We start from the raw sequence: 20,881 nt of genomic DNA, 5'->3' as shown, positions 1-20,881 counted from the left end.
TACGCGCTCTCATTGCTCTGCCAGATAGACCTCGCCGAGCAGCGAGGAGTTCGACCACGGCACCTGCTTGCCCTTGGTCGCGGCGACGACCTCGGCGCGGACCCGTGTCAGCATCTGCTGCACTTCGAGGCCGGGCGTGCCGACATGGCGCGACAGTGCCGCCGAGAACGGGCTGTTGGCGCCTTCACCGTCGAGCGCGACCTGGCCCGGCGCGGTCGCGAACGCAATCAGCGTGCCGGCGCCGAGCGTCGAGCCTGATCCGAGCGTAGCGGGCGCGGCAAGGCCGGAGCCGCCCTCGATGCCGCGGCTTGGGCCCGTGGATGCCATCTGCGGCGCCATCGGATTGTTGCGGCACGCATCGAGGATCAGGATGTTGGTGCGGATCTGGTCGTCGAGACCGGCCATGATGGTGTCCATGTCGACCATCGCGTCGGTCATGCGGCTGCCCGCCTTGAACTCGATATCGACAGGCACGAGGTAGTTGCGGCCGTCGACCTGCACGCCGTGACCGGCATAGTAGACGACGGCGATCTGCGACCGCGCCGCCTCGCGCAGGAAATCGTGGATCGTCGTCTGCATCGCGTTGCGGTCGAGATCGAGTCCTTCCGAGACAGTGAAGCCGATGTCGCGCAGGCTCTTGGCGATGGCGCGGGCATCATTGGGCGGATTGGGTAGCGCCTTCACATGCGCATAGCCGCCGTTGCCGATCACCAGCGCGACGCGCTGGCCGGTTGCTGTAGCCTGCACGCGTGGCGCGGGCGCGGCCGGCGCCGCGGCGGACGCCGGCGGCGCCGGAGCAGGGCTGCTCTCGGCCGCAGGCGCCGCCGCCGTCTTGCGCGGTGTTGCGTCGGCCTCTTTCAGCAGTGCGAGCCGCACCTTGGCGGTGGCCTGGTTGGCCTTGCTGCCGGCATCGGAGGCCACGCCCCCGAGCACCGCGGCATAATCTTCCTTGGCGTGCGCAGTATCGCCGTTGGCCTCATAAGCGAGGCCGCGCTGGGTATAGGCTGAGATCAGCACGCTGCCCGGCGGCGTCATGATGTTGGCAGGCGCTTTCGCCTTCGCGAGCCGGATCGCTTCCGTCGTGTCTGCAATCGCCCGCGCGATGTCGCCCTTGGCGCGCCAGATCACGGCGCGGCTGATCAATGGCTGCGGTAACGAGGGATCGATGCGGACAGCCTCGTTGATGTCCGCAAGCGCGCCGTCGAGATCGCCGAGTGCCTGCTTCGAGGAGCCGCGGTTCTGATAGGAGAACGCCGATTTCGGACCGGCCTTGATCGCGGCGTCGTAGTCGGCGATCGCCTTGGCGTAGTCGCCCTTGCCGCGATAGGCGTTGCCGCGGTTGTGAAAGATGATGCCGCTCGGCGGCCCCATGCGCAGCGCGTCGTTGAAGTCGGCGATCGCGATGTCGTACTCGCCCTTGTCGTAATAGGCCGAGCCGCGCAAATTGTAGACGGCGGTGCTGGGCTTGAGGCGCAACGCCTCGGTGGCGTCAATGATCACCTGCGCATAGTTGCCCTTCTTGTTCCAGCCGACCGCGCGCCAGAAATGGATGGTCGCGAGCTTCTCGCCGGAAAACACCTTCAGCGCGATGATCTTGGTGCAGGCGTCGATCATCTGGTCGGCGGGCGTGGTGTCGGTCGTGCAGAGCGGGCCGAGCTGGGCGCGCGTCTGGGCGAAACCGGGCGCCGCCCACAGCATGGCGGCAAGCAGGCAGGGGATCAGGAGCAGGCGGCGCATCGGTCATCCCGGGGTAAGCCGTCATGGTGATCGGCGAGGGCGAGGCGGTCTTATGTCTGTTTGGTGATCGGGAAGCTGAGGGGGTTCAATTGGTGGAAACCCATATCCGCACCACCAGGGAGAGCGTTGCCCGCCTTCGCTCCCGACGATAGGGCAACATTCCTTGGTGAGCAGGTGCTGGGAGGCCGATTTACCTTACGCTGAATACCAGCAAAACATTACCGCTCTGCTGCCGGCAACGGCTCCGCCTTCGTAACGTGCAGCCAATACGGCATCCCAAAGCCGGCATGAAGCTGGCCCCATGGCTCCACGTCGAAATGCCACGCTGGGATGTCGCGACGTACAACAACCTCCGCCGGCACGATATACAAGGGCCCGCCAACGACATCCTTTTCCAAGCGTGGAGCAAACACGAAGCCAAAAGGTAGGGGTGGCATGACGGGATGGATCAAATCTTGAAAATGCTCGACCCCGCTTTGGGCGACGATGGCCGCGAAGTCCGCAAGATGAATCGACGGAATATCATTGCGAAGAGGCTGGCTGTCATCGACGACGAGGAAACCAGAAATCCGATGGCCACCGAAGACAAAGGTCTCGCCCGGCTTTGATGCTAAATTTGCGCCCTCCGGTTTCCCGGGCGAGAGGCGATGGGCTGTCCAGGGGACGCAAACAAAGAGTGTTGCCGCCACGACCAACACGATCAATCCGTTTCGCGGCAATCGAGAGCGCGCTACCGCTTCGGTCAACCCGCCGACGCGGCTGCTCAGCCCCAGCGCAAAGAACAGCGCCATCATCGGCTGACTTGCCGCGAGAGCACGTGCACCGTCGTCGAAGTAAATGAATGCGGACGATGCCACGATGCTCGTCCAGACGAGGGCCCAGAATGTGAGCTCGACAGCCTTCGCTCGTCGTATGGCGCCGTACAAAAGGCCGACGAAGCATATCGCTGTCAGCAAGTTCTGAGCTAGCCAGTCAGGTTGGACGACCCATCCGTAGCCCCTCCAAAGTGCACCTGGAAATGTCGTAGCGAATTCCTCCACGCTCTCGGCCAATCGCTGGAAGAGGACGCCGGGGTTCGCGCGGAAATGCGTCCAGGCGGCCGAGTAAAGTTGCCGGACCATGGCTTCTTCGGTGCCCACAACAGGCGTACCTTCCGCGGCGAGCCTCTTGAGGCAACCGTCCCAAGTTGTCCCCATCGAAAGGCCACAGAGCACGTAGGCAAAATTGCCCGTCGTCATTGAACCAGGGCCTGTCGCATAGGCCCGTGGCAGCACGGAATTCAATCCGAGAACACCGAGCAGAATGCAGGAAGCTGCAAGGCCAATCCTGAGCTTTGCTTTGGCCCCTTGTCCGAATTGCCAAACCAGCCAGAGCAAGAGAGCAGGAATCGTAAACATGCTCCCCATTCGCGTCATCAATGCCATGACTGTCATCGCAAACGCGATCAGCGCCGCGCTGACGCAGCGATCCTGAAAGGCCTTGAGAAAAAACGGAATCGACAGCAGCGCCCAGAACAATCCTAGTGGCTCGGTAAGCGTTGTCGGCACGAAATACCGGCTGTAGATATAGCTCAACGCAAAGAAGGTTATTCCGGCCCAGACTCCGCGCCACTTCATGATCGCATGCGTCGCAAAACAAGTTGCTCCCGCTAGGACGCAGGCCTGCAGGATCAGCATATTCTGCAAAGAGAGGTTGCCAAAGATCAGCAGTATGGATCTGAAGGCCGCGGCCAAAGGCCGCCGAAGCGCGAACCAGCTCCACGTCCCATTCGTCACCTGACCGAAGGCGGACACCAGGTGATCGTTCGCGTCTGAAAACGGAATCAGGCCACCAAGACTCGTGGTGTTAGGGTCGTTGGGCCTGACGATTCCTGCCCACATGGAGCTAATACAGAAAACAAGAGCACACACGACGATCGGAAGCCCACACCAGGTGAGCAGCCGTCGCGCGAATTGTTCGTATGATCTGACGAGCGACTGATCCGACACGTTCGAGCCGATCGACCATGTCGTTACAGCTCCGAGCCCAGCCAGCATCAAGAGCGGGTACCCAAGATATGGCTCGTTGTTGGCTGCCCACTTGGCGATTGGCGACCAGCGGATGAGCGCGGTGGTTGGCAGCGCGTAGCCCATCATCCAGGCATACAGGCTGGTGAGCGCGAACACTGCCGAGGCAGCCAATGCCGCCATGCAGAACCCAGTCAGGATCCAGTAAGGGGCTCTTAATGCAACGGCCTTTGCTTGCTTTCCAAATCGCTTCGCTAGTGATCCAAGCGGACCGGAATATGCGAAGCAGCCGAGCAGCGCAGTCAAGATGGCAAGCGCCGCGGTCACCCAGGTTCTCGGCCGAACGCTGTACCGAAGCGTCACGATCGCGGTAGCGTCGTTGTTCACACCAGGCGGGAGCGCGAAGATCAGTTGCTCCCCCCAGTGGCTGAAACCGGACGTCGTGCCTGACCGAATTATCTCGTGCAGGGTGTGCGCGGGGCCCATCTTGCGGCCGTTGATGCGCAGCTCGAGGAAGGACTGAAGCGGTTTCTCGCCGGTGTCTCCAAGCAGTGGCTGGCGCCACCACGGAGCGGGCGGCTCTTGCGGAACGCCCAAGATGAGGGAGGCTTGCGGCGAAGCCGTCTCCGCTCCGAATGGGCCGGTAAAGTTGAATTCCTTCTGCTTGATACCGAGCTGGAGCGTGAGCGCCACCAGCGTCAAGATGACGAGTGGCCAGAGTATCAATCTTGCGCCGATGACCTTCCAGTCGCTGACATGGTGTATCGAAGCCGGCCCGGTTGCAGCTCCGCTCCTCCTCAGCAGGTACTGCATCCTATACTCGCTCCAGCACGACGATCATTCGGAACGCGATGTGCTTGCGAAGAAACACCGGTACCATCTTTTCAAACTGCAGCGTCGGGCTTACCAGGGCCGCCGGAATCAAAGACCATCTCTGCAGTCCGCCGCTCATCGGATAGGCGAACAGGCTGTGCCAGTCCACATTGCGCACGCGGAACGATGGCACGGTCTGTTCGACGCGCCGCCGAGCCGGTTCCGTGGCAAACAGCAGCGAGGGAATTGCTTGGTTTGCGTCGAACGGGTCACGATTGGGATCGATCGGCACCGGGGCAAATGGATCGGCAGTCATATCCACCGGCTCCTCGTGAAAGTGGTCGTAGAACCTGCGTGCAACCGTCGTCATCGCCGGCTCGATCATCACGAGCCGTCCGCCTGGCTTCAGCACGCGTGACGCTTCGTTGAGGAATTCGATCGGGCGCTCTAAGTGGTGCAAGACGTCGAGCATCACCACGCCACCAAACACGCCATTCTGGAATGGCAACCGATGAGCGTCGGCCACGACATCGATGCCGGGAAAGCGCAGGATGTCGATGGAGACGACATCCGGGCGAGTTTGCTTGATGTGGGCGGTGCCCCCACCGATGTCGAGAATTGCGCCCTCTGGACAGTTCTCAAAAAGCTGCCGGTGATAATCTTGGTAAAGGAGGCGGATTGCCTCCTTCGTTTCCCACACTTCGCGGTGGACGATCTGGCGCTGGTTCAAGCCGTCTGGATTGTTTGTCACGGCTCACCGATCATATAGCTTTGAGCTTGCGATAGGCGAATACGACCATCCTAAGCAGCAGCCAGCCGTCGCGAAATCGCGAAATCTGAGTTTCGCCGAACGTGCGGGCCTTGTAGTGAATGGGCGTTTCGATCAGCTTCAGGTTTTGCTTCACCGCGCCGAAGATCAGGTCGAAGTCACCGAACGGATCGAAATTGCCGAAATAGGATCGCTCGCGTGCCAGCACCTCGTAGTCCTTTCGCAGCAGGACCTTGGTGCCACACAATGTGTCGGTCAATCGCGTGTTGGTCAGATAGCTGAAAATGTACGCAAAGCATCGATTGGCAATTAGATTGAGCGGCCGCATCGCTTCGTTTTCCATCGGATAGATAAGGCGGCTGCCATTGACGAATTCAGCCTTTCCGCTTTCGATCACGGCGTGATATTTTGGTAGCGCCTCGGGTGGCATGGTCAGGTCCGCATCGAGGATCATCAGCACGTCTTGCTTGGCCGCCGCAAAGCCTTTTCGTACGGCGTCGCCTTTACCCTTGCCGTCCTGCTTGAGCACCGTGATGTCCCAAACGCCCCGATAGGCGTCGCGAACCCGCTCGCACTCCTCGAAGGTGCCGTCACTCGAGTTGCCCTCGACGAAGATGATCTCCTGCGCGCTGCCGAACCTGGGCATGCGCTTGATGGCGCTTTCGATGTTGCCCCGTTCGTTGCGACAAGGAATGAGGATGCTCGCCGAGAGCTTCCGATCGGCAAACTGCCGTATTGGGCGCCCGACAAGATATGTCCGCAAGCATAAATTGCGGATGCCCGGCAGCGGCGCGATGAACCGATTGATGAATGGTCCCAACCCGAACCATCGCCGCGGCAGCAATTGCCGTTGCTCGTGCCTGATGACCTCAAGATCGGCAAGATCCATCAGGTTAAGAAAATCCGAAGTTGCGATATAGTTGATCTTCGGCTGCAAGCTCTTCAGCTTGAGCATTTCTCCAATCTTGAGGATCGGTTCCCAAAGCGGAGAGTAGTAGGAGATCACCAGTCGCGTCGATGGTGAGCAGATCCTCTGGATCAGTCCCAGCGTTCCGTCGATGTCGTCGAACATCCCGATCGTATCCGCGATGACGACGTAGTCGAATGGACCTTCGATCGCGTCAAACGTTTGCGGGTCTTCCACGTCGCCTTCATGAAATTGCAGATTTGGAAATCGTTCGCGCGCGCGTGTGATCGCCGCTCGGCTGAAGTCGATGCCCACTCCATAGGAGGGCTCAAGCGCAGCAAGCAGCTCGCCACGGCCGCAACCCAGTTCGAGCACCCGCTTCCCGGGAGGAATCAGGAAGCGCATGTATTGAAGGTCTTCGGCATAGTAAGCCGAATTGATCTTCCGCCAGCGCTCCTGTTCCTCGAGCGTGGCCTCGATGCGCTCTAGGAATTCGCGCTTACGTTTGCTGAGCGGCTGCGGCTCATTGGGCAACGTCGCCGCTGCATTCGTCTGGGATGAATAAGGGGCCAATGCTATCTCCGACAGTCACACTATTGCGCACGGGCAATTGCATTGATGCAGGCGCCGTCCGAAACCATTCGGCCTAGTTCAGCGGCCGAGGAGGGTAGGGCCTTGCTGTGCTTCTCATCGAAAAAACGGTACCCGTTTGGAATGAAATACGAAAAGAGTTCTTCCAGCGAGGTGCCGCGTTCCTCTAGCACGTAGGGCGCCAGTTCCATGACGAAAATCGGCTTGACGTCCTTCATGAGCTTTGGCGCTCCACGGAGGACATCGCACTCGTAACCATCCACATCGAGCTTCACGAGCTGCACCCGAAGGTCGGGGAACTGGGCCAGAACATCGTCGAGCCTGCGTGCTTGCGCCGCTTCTGTGCGCATTTCACGCCCAAGATGCTTTGCGTGCAAACCGGATTCGTTGGTCAGAGGCCAGCTCGAATAGATGGCTGACGGAACCGGCTCGGCGTCCTTGCCGGTCAGGAAACAGTGAAAAGGAATCACCCGCTTCTGCAACTCGGGATTCAATTCGAGATTTCGGTTAAGCTTGCGAAAGGCAAAGTCGGTCGGCTCGAAGGCGAGAACGCGTCCTTGCGGGCCAACGAGGTGAGCCAGATGGAGAGTATGTGCTCCTACGTTGGCCCCGATGTCGAGGACCAGCGATCCGGGCTTCACAAGTGTGCGTAGCTTGGCCCGCGTTTGGCGCTCGTAGATGTTGCCGAGATAAATCGCGAAATCTATTCCCTGCGCCAGGTCCAGATCGTAGTTGATGCCGTTTCTGACGGCGATCTGGCGATCAGATCTTCCCAGCAGCGACCGTCCTGCGCGAACGGCGCGGTACATCAAGCGAGCGGCGCCGATCTTGTGCGTGGTTTTCATTGGCGGATTTAGTGTTCCTTAAAGCGGGCACTCTTAACGAACGTTGGCGTGGTTGTAAAACGTGGGGAATGGTCGCTCGTCGCGCTCAGCGAAGCGAAGGGCTGTGGAACTTTTGTTTGAAAATCGGTGGTTGTGACAATTTTGCGCGCAATGCTTGGCGCGAGAGCGCGACCGCTTGTGCGGATCAATTGAGGCGGCCAGGCAGAGATGGTGATCTGCGTCACCCCTTGGTTCTCCCTACGACAATCGCGCGCCGGCCTTCCCTTGGTGGGCATATGATGATATGGGTCCACTGCTCGTTGCCGCTGCCCACTCTTGTCCCACTCACCGCTGCCCACTCCACCGTCTGCTCGGCGCCATGAAGAACGACGAAATCCTCAGCCAGATCACGGATTTCTGCCGCCGTTCCGATATGGCGGAGACGACGTTCGGCCGCCGTGCCGTCAACGACGGCAAGCTGGTGCACCGGCTGCGCGAGGGCAAGCGCATCACCATCGATACGCTCGATCGCATCAACGGCTTCATCGCCACCTCGACGCCGGGCGGCGTGGCGCCGCCGCGCGGCTTGGTGGTTCCGCCGGAAAAGCGCGATCCGCGGGGCAATTTCCGCTTCTTCGAGAATCGCCAGCGCTATCTGCTGTTCGTGCACACCTGCAGCGAGAAGCGGGTGATTGCCGACCGGGTGGCGCTGGAACTGGCCGCGATCCACCCGCGGCCGCCGGCGCTGCGGGTGTTCGATGCCGGGATGGGCGACGGCACCGTGCTGGCGCGGGTCCTGCGTGCCATGCATGGCCGCTTCCCACATATGCCGTTCTATGTCGCCGGCAAGGAACTGAGCCTCGAGGACGTCCGCCTCACCCTGGACAAGGTCCCCGATCGCCTGTTCGAGCATCCGGCCAGCGTCTTCGTGTTCACGAACATGTATTACGCCGAGGCGCCCTGGCTGACGCCGAAGAACTCCGCGGCGGCCGCCAGCATGATCTGGCATGAGGTCGCCCTGCGCGGGGCCTCATCGGGTGACTTCGAAGCCCAGATCGCGGAACTCGGCCCATTCCTTGAGCAGAACTGGCGAGCCAATCTCAGCTCCGGAAATGCGATGCCGATCTATGAGCGGCCGGTGGCGCTGGTGCTGTATCGGGACGACCACCGCTTCCTGCTCGATTCCATCATTCCGCGGGCCGGCCGCACCGAGGCCAATTTCGATCTCGTGATCGCCTCGCAGCCCTACCGCGCCAAATCCTCGGTGAACTTCCGCGCCAAGCGGATCATCGCGCCGCTCGCCCGCGCGCTGCGCGGCGGCGGACGTCTGATAGGAATCCACTCCCACGGCGGCGATCCCGGGCTTGAAATGATTCAAGCCGTGTGGCCCGGAGAAAATCCTTTCGCGGTCAGCCGCCATGAGATACTGCGCGCAGTGAAGTACGAGTTGGGCTCCGCCGGGCGCGAGCTGAACTTCAACGCCTACGCCGATAACCGTTCGATCTTTCGATATGATATGGAAGCGCTGCCCAACGAGGTGACCGGCTCGATCGGAACCTCGACGGCCTTTGCAGCATGGAATGCGGCGGTGTATGTCGCGCAGATCGAAGACGAGCGGTTGACCGAAACGACCGAAAACGGACGAGCTCTCGAGGCCACACGCGAAGTTCTCCGCAAACACAACGGGCTGTGGTTCTACGACGAATCCTACGTCATCTCGCGGCGACGAGACTGACATTCCGGGGACATATTCACCAACCAACGTCGGACTTCGACGAAACAAGGGGTTTGCTTGATGCGCGCGTCTTATCTCTTCACCAGCGAGTCGGTCTCCGAAGGCCATCCGGACAAGGTCTGCGATCGTATCTCCGATGAGATCGTCGACCTGTTCTACCGCGAGGGACCGAAAGCGGGCATCGACCCGTGGCAGATCCGCGCCGCCTGCGAAACGCTCGCGACCACCAACAAGGTGGTGATCGCCGGCGAAACCCGCGGACCGGCCTCGGTCACCAACGAGCAGATCGAGAGCGTCGTTCGCGGTGCGATCAAGGACATCGGCTACGAGCAGGACGGCTTCCACTGGAAGACCTGCGACATCGACATCCTGCTGCATCCGCAGTCGGCCGACATCGCGCAGGGCGTCGACGCGCTGCAGCCGGGCGAAGTCAAGGAAGAGGGTGCCGGCGACCAGGGCATCATGTTCGGTTACGCCACCAACGAGACGCCCGACCTGATGCCGGCGCCGATCTTCTACGCTCACAAGATCCTGCGGCTGATCTCCGAAGCGCGCCACTCCGGCAAGGAGAAGGTGCTGGGTCCGGACTCCAAGAGCCAGGTCACCGTGCAGTACGAGAACGGCAAGCCGGTCGGCGTCCGCGAGATCGTCGTCTCGCATCAGCATCTGGTCGAGGACCTTACCTCCAAGCAGATCCGCGAGATCGTCGAGCCCTATGTCCGCGAGGCGCTGCCGAAGGAGTGGATCAACAACAAGACGATCTGGCACATCAATCCGACCGGCAAGTTCTTCATCGGCGGTCCCGATGGCGACTCCGGCCTGACCGGCCGCAAGATCATCGTCGACACCTATGGCGGCGCGGCTCCGCATGGCGGCGGCGCGTTCTCCGGCAAGGATCCGACCAAGGTCGACCGCTCGGCTGCTTACGCCGCCCGCTATGTCGCCAAGAACATCGTCGCGGCCGGTCTCGCCGACCGCTGCACGCTGCAGCTCGCTTACGCGATCGGTGTGGCGCGCCCGCTGTCGATCTACATCGACACCCACGGCACCGGTAAGGTGTCGGAGGACGAGCTCGAGAAGGCGGCGGCGAAGGCGATGGATCTGACGCCGCGCGGCATCCGCACCCATCTCGACCTCAACCGCCCGATCTACGCGCGCACCTCGGCCTACGGCCATTTCGGCCGCACGCCGGACAATGAGGGCGGCTTCTCCTGGGAGAAAACCGATCTCGTCGAGCCGCTGAAGCGCGCGCTCTAACGCCTGCGTCATTCCGGGGCGCGCGCGTGAGCGTGCGAACCCGGAATCCTATTCCATCAATTCAAGATTCCGGGTTCGCCTCTTCGAGGCGCCCCGGAATGACCAGTTCAACAACAGGACGCTCAAATGAACGCCCCCACGAAGCCCGGCTTCACCGACTACATCGTCAAGGACATTGCGCTCGCCGACTTCGGCCGCAAGGAGCTCTCGCTGGCCGAGACCGAAATGCCCGGCCTGATGGCCACCCGCGAGGAGTACGGCCCCAAGCAGCCGCTGAAGGGCGCGCGCATTGCGGGCTCGCTGCACATGACGATCCAGACCGGCGTGCTGATCGAGACGCTGGCCGCTCTCGGCGCCGACATTCGCTGGGTCTCCTGCAACATCTATTCGACGCAGGATCACGCGGCGGCGGCGATCGCAGCCGCCGGCATTCCGGTGTTCGCCGTCAAGGGTGAGACGCTCACCGAATATTGGGACTACACCGCAAAGCTGTTCGATTGGCACGGCGGCGGTCATCCGAACATGATCCTCGACGACGGCGGCGACGCCACCATGTACGTCCATCTCGGCCTGCGGGCCGAGAACGGCGACACCGCGTTCCTCGACAAGCCAGGTTCGGAAGAAGAGGAAGTCTTCTTCGCGCTCTTGAAGAAGCAGCTCAAGGAAAAGCCGAAGGGCTATTTCGCCGAGATTGCCAAAAGCATCAAGGGCGTTTCCGAAGAGACCACCACGGGCGTGCATCGTCTCTATGACATGCAGAAGGCCGGCACGCTGTTGTGGCCGGCGATCAACGTCAACGACAGTGTCACCAAGTCGAAGTTCGACAACCTCTATGGCTGCCGTGAATCGCTGGTCGACGGCATCCGCCGCGGCACCGACGTGATGCTGTCGGGCAAGGTCGCGATGGTCGCGGGCTTCGGCGACGTCGGCAAGGGCTCGGCGGCTTCGCTGCGCCAGGCCGGCTGCCGCGTCATGGTCTCCGAAGTCGATCCGATCTGCGCGCTGCAGGCGGCGATGGAAGGCTATGAGGTCGTGACGATGGAAGACGCCGCGCCGCGCGCCGACATCTTCGTCACCGCCACCGGCAACAAGGACATCATCACCATCGAGCACATGCGCGCGATGAAGGATCGCGCCATCGTCTGCAACATCGGCCACTTCGACAACGAGATCCAGATCGCGAGCCTTCGCAATCTGAAGTGGACCAACATCAAGCCGCAGGTCGACGAGATCGAGTTCCCCGACAAGCACCGCATCATCATGCTGTCGGAAGGCCGCCTCGTGAACCTCGGCAATGCGATGGGCCACCCGTCCTTCGTGATGTCGGCCTCCTTCACCAACCAGACGCTGGCGCAAATCGAGCTGTTCGCCAACAACAAGGACAGCAAGTACAAGAAGGAAGTCTACGTGCTGCCGAAGTCGCTCGACGAGAAGGTGGCCCGTCTGCATCTTGCCAAGATCGGGGTCAAGCTGACCGAGCTGCGCAAGGATCAGGCCGACTACATCGGCGTCAAGCAGGAAGGTCCGTACAAGTCGGATCACTACCGCTACTGATCCGCGGTCTCTGCGACCGATCAAGCGAGAAGCCCCGGCATCGTCCGGGGCTTTTTGCTGAGTGGAGGAACCGGCCGCCGCATGCGTTGTTTCGCGTATACGCGAGAGGGCTGGAATCGGAGATCATGGGCAGAGGTTAATGCCGGATTAACCGGCAGCACCTAGGCTCCCGGGTTCGAGGCTGCAGCGGAGGACTTGTTCCCATGGAAGCCCAGAAGATTGCGGTCGACGCCGTGGTTGCGTTGACCGATTGCGACCGTGACGCAGTCGTCGCCTTCATCCGAAAGCTCTATCTCGCCGGTGTCCGCGACCCCAAGCGCCTGACCTTCAAGAGCCTGCAAGCGCTGCGGGCTTAAGCGTTCGTTGCGCGCGTTTCACTACCCAAACAGCCTAGCTTTCGGTGCCAGCACCCGCGCATGCGGGTGCCGCACACACGATCGTCGTCCTGGCGAAAGCCAGGACCCATAACGACCGAATTCAGTGATGAACGCGATCGTTGCCCTGACGTCCCGCAACAATAGAGATTTGGGGTAATGGGTCCTGGCTTTCGCCGGGACGACACCGAGTGTGTGGCGCGGCCGTGAGTCGAACGTCCGCATTCTCGCGACATCTCTTGCCCGGGCTTTGCTCTTCAGTCCGCCCTCGCTCTTGAAGAGGGCGCAGGGAAAGCCGGGTGCCGTTCGCACCGATGAGCCACACCTCAGCCCGACGCGCGCACCGTGCCGTGCCCGAGTTGCCGCGAGATGTCGCCTGCACAGCCGCGCAGCGCGGCTGCGATCGCGCTGTTCCAGCTGGCATCGAAGGTGCCCTCCGGTCCCATCGCGGTGATGACCAGTGCGACGTGGCCGGCATGATCGAACACCGGAGCAGCGAAGGCGTTGACGCCGGGCAGGGGATCGCCGATCGCGCGCGCAAGACCGCGGCTCCGAACCTCGGCAAGCATCTCCGTCATTTTCGCGCTGGCGGTCTCTCGCTTCGGGTTGTAGCCGACGCCGAGTCGGTCGAGGCCGCTGTCGAGCGCCGTCCTGATCGCGTTCGGCGGCATGAAGGCGGCGAAGGCGCGGCCGGTCGCGGTTTCCAGCAGCGCCACCACCGACCCGACGCGCATCGCGATATGCACGGGATGGCTCGGTTCCTCGAGCCGCACCACGGTGGCGCCGTGGGTGCCCCAGACCGACAGCGACACCGCGTGATTGATGCTGTCGGCGAGCGCGGCGATCTTGGGCGTCGCGATCCGCACCGCGGACTGTCGGCGCAGGCTGATCAGGCCGAGCTCGAGCGCCAGCGCGCCGATCTCGTAACGGCCGGTGGTCTCGTCCTGCTCGATCAGGCCGATGCGGGAAAAGCTGACAAGATAGGGATGCGCCTTGGCCGGCGGCATGCCGGCCTCGCGGGCGAGATCACGCAGCATCATCGGCTCGCCGCTGCGGGCGAGCGCGCGGAGCAATTCTCCGCCGACCTCGATCGATTGTATGCCGCGGCTTTCTCTCGTCATCTCGCTCTGCCAGCTCTTTCGACAACGTCCTTATACGGCGAGAAAGCCTCCGTCGACCGGCATGGTCACGCCGTTCACATAGGACGCCAGCTCCGACGCCAGGAACACCACCGGGCCGACCAGCTCCTCCGGTTGCCCGACGCGGCCAAGCGGCGTGCGGCCCAGAAATCCGGCGAGCCGGGTAGGGTCACTGCGGGTTGCTTCGGTCATCGCGGTTTCGATCACGCCGGGCGCGATCGCGTTGACGCGGATGCCGTCAGCGGCAAGCTCACGGGCGAGTGCCTGGGTGAGGAGCTTCACGCCACCCTTGGACGGTGCGTAGCCGAGCGTATCGGCGACGCCGAGGAAGGAGGCAATCGAGCCGATGTTGATGATCGCGCCGCGCGTCTCGCGCAGCGCCGGCAGGAAGGCGTGGGTGACGTTGAAGGTGCCGGTCAGGTTGACGTCGAGTACCCGCCGCCAATTGTCATGCGCGCGCGGCGAAGTGATGCCTTCGCGGATGATGATGCCGGCATTGTTGACCAGGATCGCGATCGGCCCGATCTCGCGCGCCACGTTCCGCGCCAGCGCGGCACAGGCCTCCGCATCGGTCACGTCGAGCGCGAACGACCACGCCGCGCGGCCGCGCTCGCGAATCTCGGCGGAAGTCTGCTCGGCGCCGGTGAGATCGATGTCGGACACCACGACGTCAGCGCCATGCGCAGCGAGGCCAAGGGCGATCGCGCGTCCGTTGCCGTGCGCGGCGCCGGTGACCAGCGCGCGCTTGCCTGCGAGCAGGCTCGGCATCGTGCTCATGCCGCGCTTCTCTCTGCTGCGGCACCCGCCAGATGCTTGCCCGCGATATAGCCGAAGATCAGCGCGGGGCCGAGCGTGATGCCGGCGCCGGGATAGTTGCCGCCCATGATGCTCGCCATGTCGTTGCCGGCGGCATAGAGGCCTTCGATCGGCTGGCCGTCGGCGTCGAGCGCGCGGGCGTTGGCGTCGGTCCGGATGCCGGCATAGGTGCCGAGATCGCCGATCACCATCTTGATGGCGTAGAACGGCCCGTGCTGGATCGGCGCGATGCACGGATTGGGCCCGTGCAACGCGTCGCCCTGGTAGCGGTTATAGGCGCGCGAGCCCTTGCCGAAGGCGGGATCGCGACCCTCGGCGGCGGTTGCGTTGAACGCAGCGACCGTGGCCTCGAGCGCTTTCGCATCAATGCCGGCTTGCGTGGCAAGCTCGGCCAGCGTCGCGCCGCGTTTGAGATAGCCGGTCTTCAGATGATGACCCAGCGGCATCGGGCGCGGCGGTACGCAGCCGAGGCCGTAGTTGCGCAGCGTCTCGTGATCGCACAGCAGGAAGGCCGCGATCTCCTCGCCGGGCTTCGCTGCCTTGATCATCGCCTGCACGAAGTCGTGGTAGGAATTGCCTTCATTGGCAAAGCGCTTGCCGTCGCGCATGACAGCGATCACGCCCGGCTTGGCGCGATCGATGAAATGCGGCATCACGCCCTTCGAGCCGTCCTTGCGCGTCGTGACCGAGACCGGCACCCAGGCCGCAGCATTCGGCAGCGAGTCGTCGACGCGGCCGCCGACGGATTCCGCAAGGCGCAGGCCATCGCCGGTGTTGCCGGTCGGGCCCGGCGAGTAATGCTCTTTTCCAGTTGGCGCATGCGGAAACATCTTCTGCCGCCGTGCGACGTCGTGCGGGAAGCCGCCGCAGGCGAGCACCACGCCGCGTTTGGCATTGACGCGGATGGTGCGGCCATCGCGCACGACGACCGCGCCGCGCACCACGCCGTTCTCGACGATCAATTCGCGCACCGGCGAGTTGAGCCAGAGCGGGATCTTGAGGTCGAAGGCGGATTTAGCCAGCCGTCCGGCAAGCGCGTTGCCGTTGGTCAAGGTCATGCCGCGGCCATTACGCATCACGTCGATGGCGTGTTTCGACAGCCGCTTGGCGACATAGACGGCCGAGGTCAGCGACCGCGTCGCGCGCATGAAGTGCACGATCTCCTTGCCGGAGCCGAGCATCATGCCGAACACGGTGAGCTCGGGCAGGGGACTGCCGAGATCCTTGAGGGCCGGCCCAAGCTCGTGGGCGTCGAACGGCCGCGTCACCATCGAGCGGCCGCCCTGCGCGCCGCCGGGCGCTTCGGCGTGATAGTCCGGGAAGGTCAGCGGCATGTCGAAACGAACCGCGGTGCTGGTCGTGAAGAAGTCGACCGCCTTCGGCCCTTCGGTCAGGAACGCATCGACGCGCGCGGCGTCGAAGCTGTTGCCGGCCTCGTGGCGCAGATAGGTTTTTGCTTGGTCGGGGCTTTCCTCGATGCCCCAGGCCTTGGCCAGTGAGGTGCCGGGAATCCACAGCCAGCCGCCGGAGCGCGCGGTGGTGCCGCCGAAGCGCGGCTCCTTCTCAACGACGAGGACCTTCAGCCCGTGATGACCGGCGGTGACCGCGGCCGACAGCCCGGCGCAGCCGGAGCCGACGACCAGCGCGTCGCATTCATAAGTTTCTTCGTTGGCCACGCGATCGATCCTATTTCTTGAGCAGTGGGCACTTCGACTCGGAGACCGGGCGGAACGCGTCCTCGCCCTTCACCGTCTTGATGATGTCGAGATAGTCCCATGGCTCCTTGGATTCGGAGGGCTTCTTCACCTTGGCCAGATACATGTCGCGGATGACGCGGCCGTCCTCGCGCAGTCTGCCGCCATGCACGAAGGTGTCCTCGATCGGCAGCTCGCGCATCTTGGCCATCACTTTCTGCGGATCGTCGGTGCCGGCGGCCTTGATCGCCTTCAGATAATGCAGCACCGAGCCGTAGACGCCGGTCTGGATCATGGTCGGCATCACATTGGTGCGGGCGAAGAATTTCTTCGACCAGGCACGGGTCTTGTCGTCCATGTTCCAGTACGATGCTGTCGTCATGTAGGTGCCCTGCGCGGCATTGAGGCCGATCGCATGCACGTCGGTGTCGAACATCAGGAGGCCGACCAGCTTCTGGCCGCCTTGGACGAGGCCGAACTCGCCGGATTGCTTGATCGAATTGTCGGTGTCCTGGCCGGCATTGGCGAATGCCACCACGTCGGCCTTCGAGCTTTGCGCCTGCAGCGCGAAGGAGGAGAAGTCTGCCGTGTTGGTCGGATGCTTGACGCTGCCGAGCACCTTGCCGCCCATCTCGTTGACGAAGCGCGTCGCATCCTTCTCGAGCTGCTGGCCGAAAGCGTAGTCCGCGGTGATGAAGTACCAGGACTTGCCGCCTTCCGCGATCACGGCCGACGCCGTCACCTTGGACAGCGCGTAGGTGTCGTAGGTGAAATGCACGGTGTTGGGGCTGCACAGTTCGTCGGTCAGCGAGCTCGCGCCTGGGCCGGACAGCAGCGCGATCTTGTTGCGCTCGCGCACCATGTTGTGCACGGCGATGGCGATGCCCGAGTTGGGAATATCGACGACGGCGTCGACCTTGCTGTTGTCGAACCAGCCGCGCACGATCTGGACGCCGACATCGGTCTTCATCTGGTGGTCGGCCGAGATGATCTCGATCGGCTTGCCGAGCACGGTCGGGCCGAATTCCTCCACCGCCATCTTGGCTGCCTCGACCGAGCCCGGACCGGAATTATCGCGTCCCCAGCTCGACAGGTCGGTCAGCACGCCGATGCGCACGACGTCATCGGAAATCTGGGCGTGCGCGGCCGTGGTCATTGCCGCGAGAATGGCTGCCGCCAGAAAATGTCTCATCGTTCCTCCTCCTGGGTGTCCCGCGTTCTTTCGGCGGGTCATCTCAGGATTAGTAATTATCTAATCTGTTTGTCAATGGCGAACGATGTGTGGTGATGATGTCACAAAGCTGACACGCGAATGAGGCGATGCTTCACAATTGGTGAGTAAGCGCTTACATGCGTCGTCCGGGATGACATTGCGGCAAGGCTTCTGGCCCGCGCCGTTGTGCCAAGTCACTATGGAACAGGGGAATTTTCGTGGACGGCGATGTGCTTCGCCGCCCGGGCTGGGCCGCCCGTGACGGGCGTTGGCTGCTGCGGGCGGTGCGTGAGGGGCGTCGGCGGGCTGCGATCATAGACGGATCATGTTGAGACAGCTCTTCGCGCCGCAGCTCGTCATTCTCTACGTGCTGGTGGCCTCCACACTCTACGTTCACTTCCGCGGCAAGCAGCGGCTCCGCTTCGCCCGCCAGCTCGGCGATCACTCGACCTATCTCGCGCCCTACAACGTGCTGATGTATGCGGGCTCCGCGGTGCCCAACACGCCGGTGATCCCGGTCGAGCAGTTTCCCGAGCTGAAGAAGCTCTCGGACAACTGGCAGACGATCCGCGACGAGGCCACGCGACTGTTCGACGAAGGCTTCATCCGCGCCGCCGCCAAAAACAACGACTGGGGCTTCTATTCGTTCTTCAAGAGCGGCTGGAAGCGCTTTTACCTGAAATGGTACGACGACTTCCTGCCGTCGGCGCGGACGCTGTGCCCACAGACGGTGGAGCTCTTGAATTCGATCCCGAACGTGCATGGCGCGATGTTCGCGATGCTGCCGCCCGGCGGCAAGCTCGGGGCGCATCGCGATCCCTTTGCCGGCTCGCTGCGCTATCACCTCGGCCTCGTCACGCCGAACTCGAATGAGTGCCGCATTCTCGTCGACGGCGTCGAATGCGTCTGGCGCGACGGCGAGGCCTTCATGTTCGACGAGACTTTCATCCACAGCGCCGAAAACAAGACCGACGTCAACCGCATCATCCTGTTCTGCGACGTCGAGCGTCCGATGAAGTACGGCTTCATGACCCGGATCAACCGCTGGGTCAGCCACAACATCGTCAAGGCGTCGGCCACCCAGAATGTCGACGGCGAGCATGTCGGCGCGCTGAACAAGGTGTTCGGCAAGCTCTACGAGATCCATCTCGCCAGCCGCAAGGTCAAGGAGTGGAACCGGAACGTGTACTACACGCTGAAATATTCCATGACCGCGCTGATCCTCGGCCTGATCGTGATGTCGGCGCTGCGTTGATCGCGGCGGCGTTGCCACGTTGAAAGCAAAAGCCCCGGAGCATGCTCCGGGGCTTTTTGTCTGGGGCGTTGGAGACAGCGCGGCAGCAGTGTCAGTCGCGCTCGAAAACCTTGGCGCCGGGGTAGACGCGCCGGGCGTACGCGACCACCCACTCCCGGTCCTGGGTCTCCAGGAACGGGGTTCGAATCTTGCAGGAGCCGACGATGAGGTGCCACAGGCCGTCCAGCTTCTGAATGTTGACGATCATCTGAGTATTCCTCGCAGAACCCGCGTTCCAGGTGGCATTGCTTCTCGCGATCGTCTCGCGACTCACGCTTCGGAGCAGTGATCCCGATCACGGAACTCGGGTGCGTCCGTGAGCGTACTGCGAGTTTAAGAATCGCTCGTCATCTCTCAACTGTACGCGCGTCAGCACAGCCCATCACAAGGAATGAGAGCCGCATACCAAGGTATGCTGTGGACGCGCCGATTTTCAGCCTGACCGTGATCTCCGCGCTACGGATTTCTCCGCTGTCTCGTTCCGGCTTACGGTTCCCGGTTGGCGCCGACGCCGAGTGAGCCGATGGCATCGGACGCGGCATCCATGTCGGCCGCCGTGATCGGCTGGTCGACGATGAACAGATAGCATCCGGCCGAGACGACGCCGATCAGGGCGCCGACGACCAGTGCCGGCACGAACGAACCCGTCTTCTGCACGATCAGGCCGGTCACGGTCGGCGCCAGCGCGCCGCCGAGATAGCCGCCGAAATTCTGCACCGAACCGATCGAGGCGGTGCAATTGGTCGGGACCGCGACCGAACTCAAGGCCCAGGCGCAGGTGCTGGTCACGTAGACCAGGAACAACGAGATCGAGATGAAGGCGATCGCGAGCGCGTTGCTCTCGACATAAGCGGCGGCCACCGTGCAGGCCGCCGTGCCGAGCAAGGCGATCGCGGCCGGATAGCGCCGGCTCCTCAGCGGCTCGACGCCGCGCCGCACCAGGAAATCGGCGATGTATCCGCCGATGACGCCGCCGACGACGCCGCAGGCGAACGGCACCGCGGCGGCCCATCCGGTGTATTTCACGCTCATATGACGTTCGATCTCGAGATAACCTGGCAGCCAGGCGGTGTAGATCCAGGTCAGGTAGATGCAGCCGAAATAGCCGAAGATCATGCCCCAGGTGGTGCGGAAGCGGAACAGCTGTGACCAGTCGCGGAACGTGACCTTGGTGCGCCGGCCGGGCGGATCGCCCTGCGTCCGGTAGGCATTCTCCTGCGCCGTGAGCGCGACCTGTTCGGGATTGCGATAGAGCAAATACCAGCAGGCGGCGACGACGAGGCCGGCGACGCCCATGATCACGAACATGATGCGCCAGCCGAATGTCAGCATCAGGTAGGTCAGCAGCGGCACGGCGATCGCGGTGCCGAGCGATGACGCGCAATTGAATACGCCGGTGGCAAGCCCGCGGTCGCGCTGGTTGAACCAGTCGCGGACCACGCGCGCGCCGGTTGGAAATTGCGGGGCTTCGCCAATTCCGAGCAGGACGCGAGCCCCGAAGAACTGACCGAAATTCTGCACCAGGCCGCCGACGAGCTGCGCCAGCGACCACAGGCTGAGGCCCATGGTGAGCAGCAGGCGCGGGCCGAGCCGGTCGACCATCGCGCCGGTGGGGAGCTGAGAGAACGCGTAGGCCCAGAGGAACGCGGAAAGCAGATAACCCATGTCCGCAATGGACAATCCGAGTTCCTCGCGGATCAGCGGATTGGCAACCGCAAGCGTCGCGCGATCGATGTAGTTGACGACCCCGGCAACGACCAGCAGAGCCAGTGCGACGCGCTGAATCGATTTCAGACGTGGCGTCGCAAATTCCATTCCCGACATGATTCGTTTTTCCTCACCTGTTGTTTTGCCGGACAGTATCGGCGTGTGCGGCGTCGAACCAGAATGGAAGTTGCCCGACCTGCGTTGCGAATTTGACATGGGCGAAATGTTGTCCGGCTCCGATTGCTTCGCCTTCATCGCGCGCTCGCGATGATGTGATCGGTCATGGCACAACGATCCACAGCGGCGACGCGGCCGATGCACGTGATCCGGGCATAGCTGCCGGCTTCATCGCGCTGTCATCAATGGCTGCGAGGCAACCGGCGCGGCCGCGCGGCCTGACAAGAAGCTGGCGAGCAGGGCGCTTCGGGTTCCGGTCGCTGGTGTCGAGGTG

Annotated in this window: 16 protein-coding genes; 5 read left to right on the top strand and 11 right to left on the bottom strand. The window is 62.7% G+C overall.

From position 1 onward, the window contains the following. Window positions 1–9: 9 nt before the first annotated feature. From JQ616_RS15990 to JQ616_RS15970, 5 genes are all read right to left on the bottom strand, one after another. Window positions 10–1,737 carry a caspase family protein gene (locus JQ616_RS15990; RefSeq protein ID WP_212015762.1) on the bottom strand — a complete coding sequence of 576 codons (1,728 nt, stop codon included), beginning with the start codon at window positions 1,735–1,737 and terminating at the stop codon, window positions 10–12. A 218-nt stretch (window positions 1,738–1,955) separates the two neighbouring features. Then, entirely contained in the window at window positions 1,956–4,556 is a 2,601-nt protein-coding gene (locus JQ616_RS15985) for a hypothetical protein (RefSeq protein WP_212015761.1), read from the bottom strand. Between the two features lies 1 nt (window position 4,557). Beyond that, window positions 4,558–5,307 carry a class I SAM-dependent methyltransferase gene (locus tag JQ616_RS15980; RefSeq protein ID WP_212015760.1) on the bottom strand — a complete coding sequence of 250 codons (750 nt, stop codon included), beginning with the start codon at window positions 5,305–5,307 and terminating at the stop codon, window positions 4,558–4,560. A 10-nt stretch (window positions 5,308–5,317) separates the two neighbouring features. Further along, entirely contained in the window at window positions 5,318–6,805 is a 1,488-nt protein-coding gene (locus JQ616_RS15975; protein ID WP_212015759.1) for a glycosyltransferase, read from the bottom strand. A 20-nt stretch (window positions 6,806–6,825) separates the two neighbouring features. Then, window positions 6,826–7,668, bottom strand: a complete 843-nt coding sequence (locus JQ616_RS15970; RefSeq protein WP_212015758.1) for an FkbM family methyltransferase — start codon at window positions 7,666–7,668, stop codon at window positions 6,826–6,828. A gap of 358 nt (window positions 7,669–8,026) precedes the next feature. On the opposite strand from JQ616_RS15970, the gene JQ616_RS15965 reads away from it, so the two are divergent. The 4 genes from JQ616_RS15965 (at window position 8,027) to JQ616_RS15950 (ending at window position 12,549) form a co-directional block, all read left to right on the top strand. Further along, window positions 8,027–9,382 (top strand): hypothetical protein, encoded by a 1,356-nt coding sequence (locus JQ616_RS15965; RefSeq protein WP_212015757.1) that lies wholly within the window; start codon window positions 8,027–8,029, stop codon window positions 9,380–9,382. 60 nt (window positions 9,383–9,442) lie between these two features. Continuing rightward, window positions 9,443–10,639, top strand: coding sequence for a methionine adenosyltransferase (gene metK, locus JQ616_RS15960; protein WP_212015756.1), 1,197 nt, complete (start codon window positions 9,443–9,445; stop codon window positions 10,637–10,639). A 126-nt stretch (window positions 10,640–10,765) separates the two neighbouring features. Next, on the top strand, window positions 10,766–12,193 hold the full coding sequence (gene ahcY, locus JQ616_RS15955; protein ID WP_212015754.1) for an adenosylhomocysteinase: 1,428 nt from the start codon (window positions 10,766–10,768) through the stop codon (window positions 12,191–12,193). Window positions 12,194–12,396: 203 nt separating this feature from the next. Then, the gene (locus JQ616_RS15950) at window positions 12,397–12,549 is read left to right on the top strand and encodes a hypothetical protein (protein ID WP_212015752.1); all 153 of its coding nucleotides are present in this window, start codon (window positions 12,397–12,399) and stop codon (window positions 12,547–12,549) included. 344 nt (window positions 12,550–12,893) lie between these two features. On the opposite strand, the gene JQ616_RS15945 is transcribed toward JQ616_RS15950, so the two are convergent. The 4 genes from JQ616_RS15945 to JQ616_RS15930 are packed head-to-tail and all read right to left on the bottom strand — an operon-like array spanning window position 12,894 to window position 17,408. After that, complete coding sequence (locus JQ616_RS15945) at window positions 12,894–13,688, bottom strand: IclR family transcriptional regulator (protein WP_212015750.1); 795 nt, start codon at window positions 13,686–13,688, stop codon at window positions 12,894–12,896. Window positions 13,689–13,718: 30 nt separating this feature from the next. Beyond that, a complete protein-coding gene (locus tag JQ616_RS15940) occupies window positions 13,719–14,483 on the bottom strand; it encodes an SDR family NAD(P)-dependent oxidoreductase (protein WP_249136807.1) in 765 nt (254 codons plus the stop codon). After that, window positions 14,480–16,198, bottom strand: a complete 1,719-nt coding sequence (locus JQ616_RS15935) for an FAD-dependent oxidoreductase (protein ID WP_212015748.1) — start codon at window positions 16,196–16,198, stop codon at window positions 14,480–14,482. The genes JQ616_RS15940 and JQ616_RS15935 overlap by 4 nt, the downstream gene beginning before the upstream one ends. 10 nt (window positions 16,199–16,208) lie before the next feature. Then, window positions 16,209–17,408 (bottom strand): ABC transporter substrate-binding protein, encoded by a 1,200-nt coding sequence (locus JQ616_RS15930; RefSeq protein ID WP_212015746.1) that lies wholly within the window; start codon window positions 17,406–17,408, stop codon window positions 16,209–16,211. A 346-nt stretch (window positions 17,409–17,754) separates the two neighbouring features. Here JQ616_RS15930 and JQ616_RS15925 point away from each other — a divergent pair, with 346 nt between their 5' ends. Continuing rightward, window positions 17,755–18,684 carry an aspartyl/asparaginyl beta-hydroxylase domain-containing protein gene (locus JQ616_RS15925; protein WP_212015744.1) on the top strand — a complete coding sequence of 310 codons (930 nt, stop codon included), beginning with the start codon at window positions 17,755–17,757 and terminating at the stop codon, window positions 18,682–18,684. A 91-nt stretch (window positions 18,685–18,775) separates the two neighbouring features. Here the strand turns inward: JQ616_RS15925 and JQ616_RS15920 are convergent, their stop codons facing one another. Next, window positions 18,776–18,931 (bottom strand): hypothetical protein, encoded by a 156-nt coding sequence (locus tag JQ616_RS15920; RefSeq protein WP_167350189.1) that lies wholly within the window; start codon window positions 18,929–18,931, stop codon window positions 18,776–18,778. 278 nt (window positions 18,932–19,209) lie between these two features. Then, the gene (locus JQ616_RS15915; protein ID WP_212015742.1) at window positions 19,210–20,547 is read right to left on the bottom strand and encodes an MFS transporter; all 1,338 of its coding nucleotides are present in this window, start codon (window positions 20,545–20,547) and stop codon (window positions 19,210–19,212) included. Between the last annotated feature and the right edge of the window lie 334 nt (window positions 20,548–20,881).

It is taken from the genome of Bradyrhizobium tropiciagri (genome assembly GCF_018130545.1).
Taxonomy (GTDB): Bacteria; Pseudomonadota; Alphaproteobacteria; order Rhizobiales; family Xanthobacteraceae; genus Bradyrhizobium; species Bradyrhizobium tropiciagri_A.
Note: the sequence above shows the minus strand (reverse complement) of the source record. Positions and strands in the feature narration are given on the sequence as shown.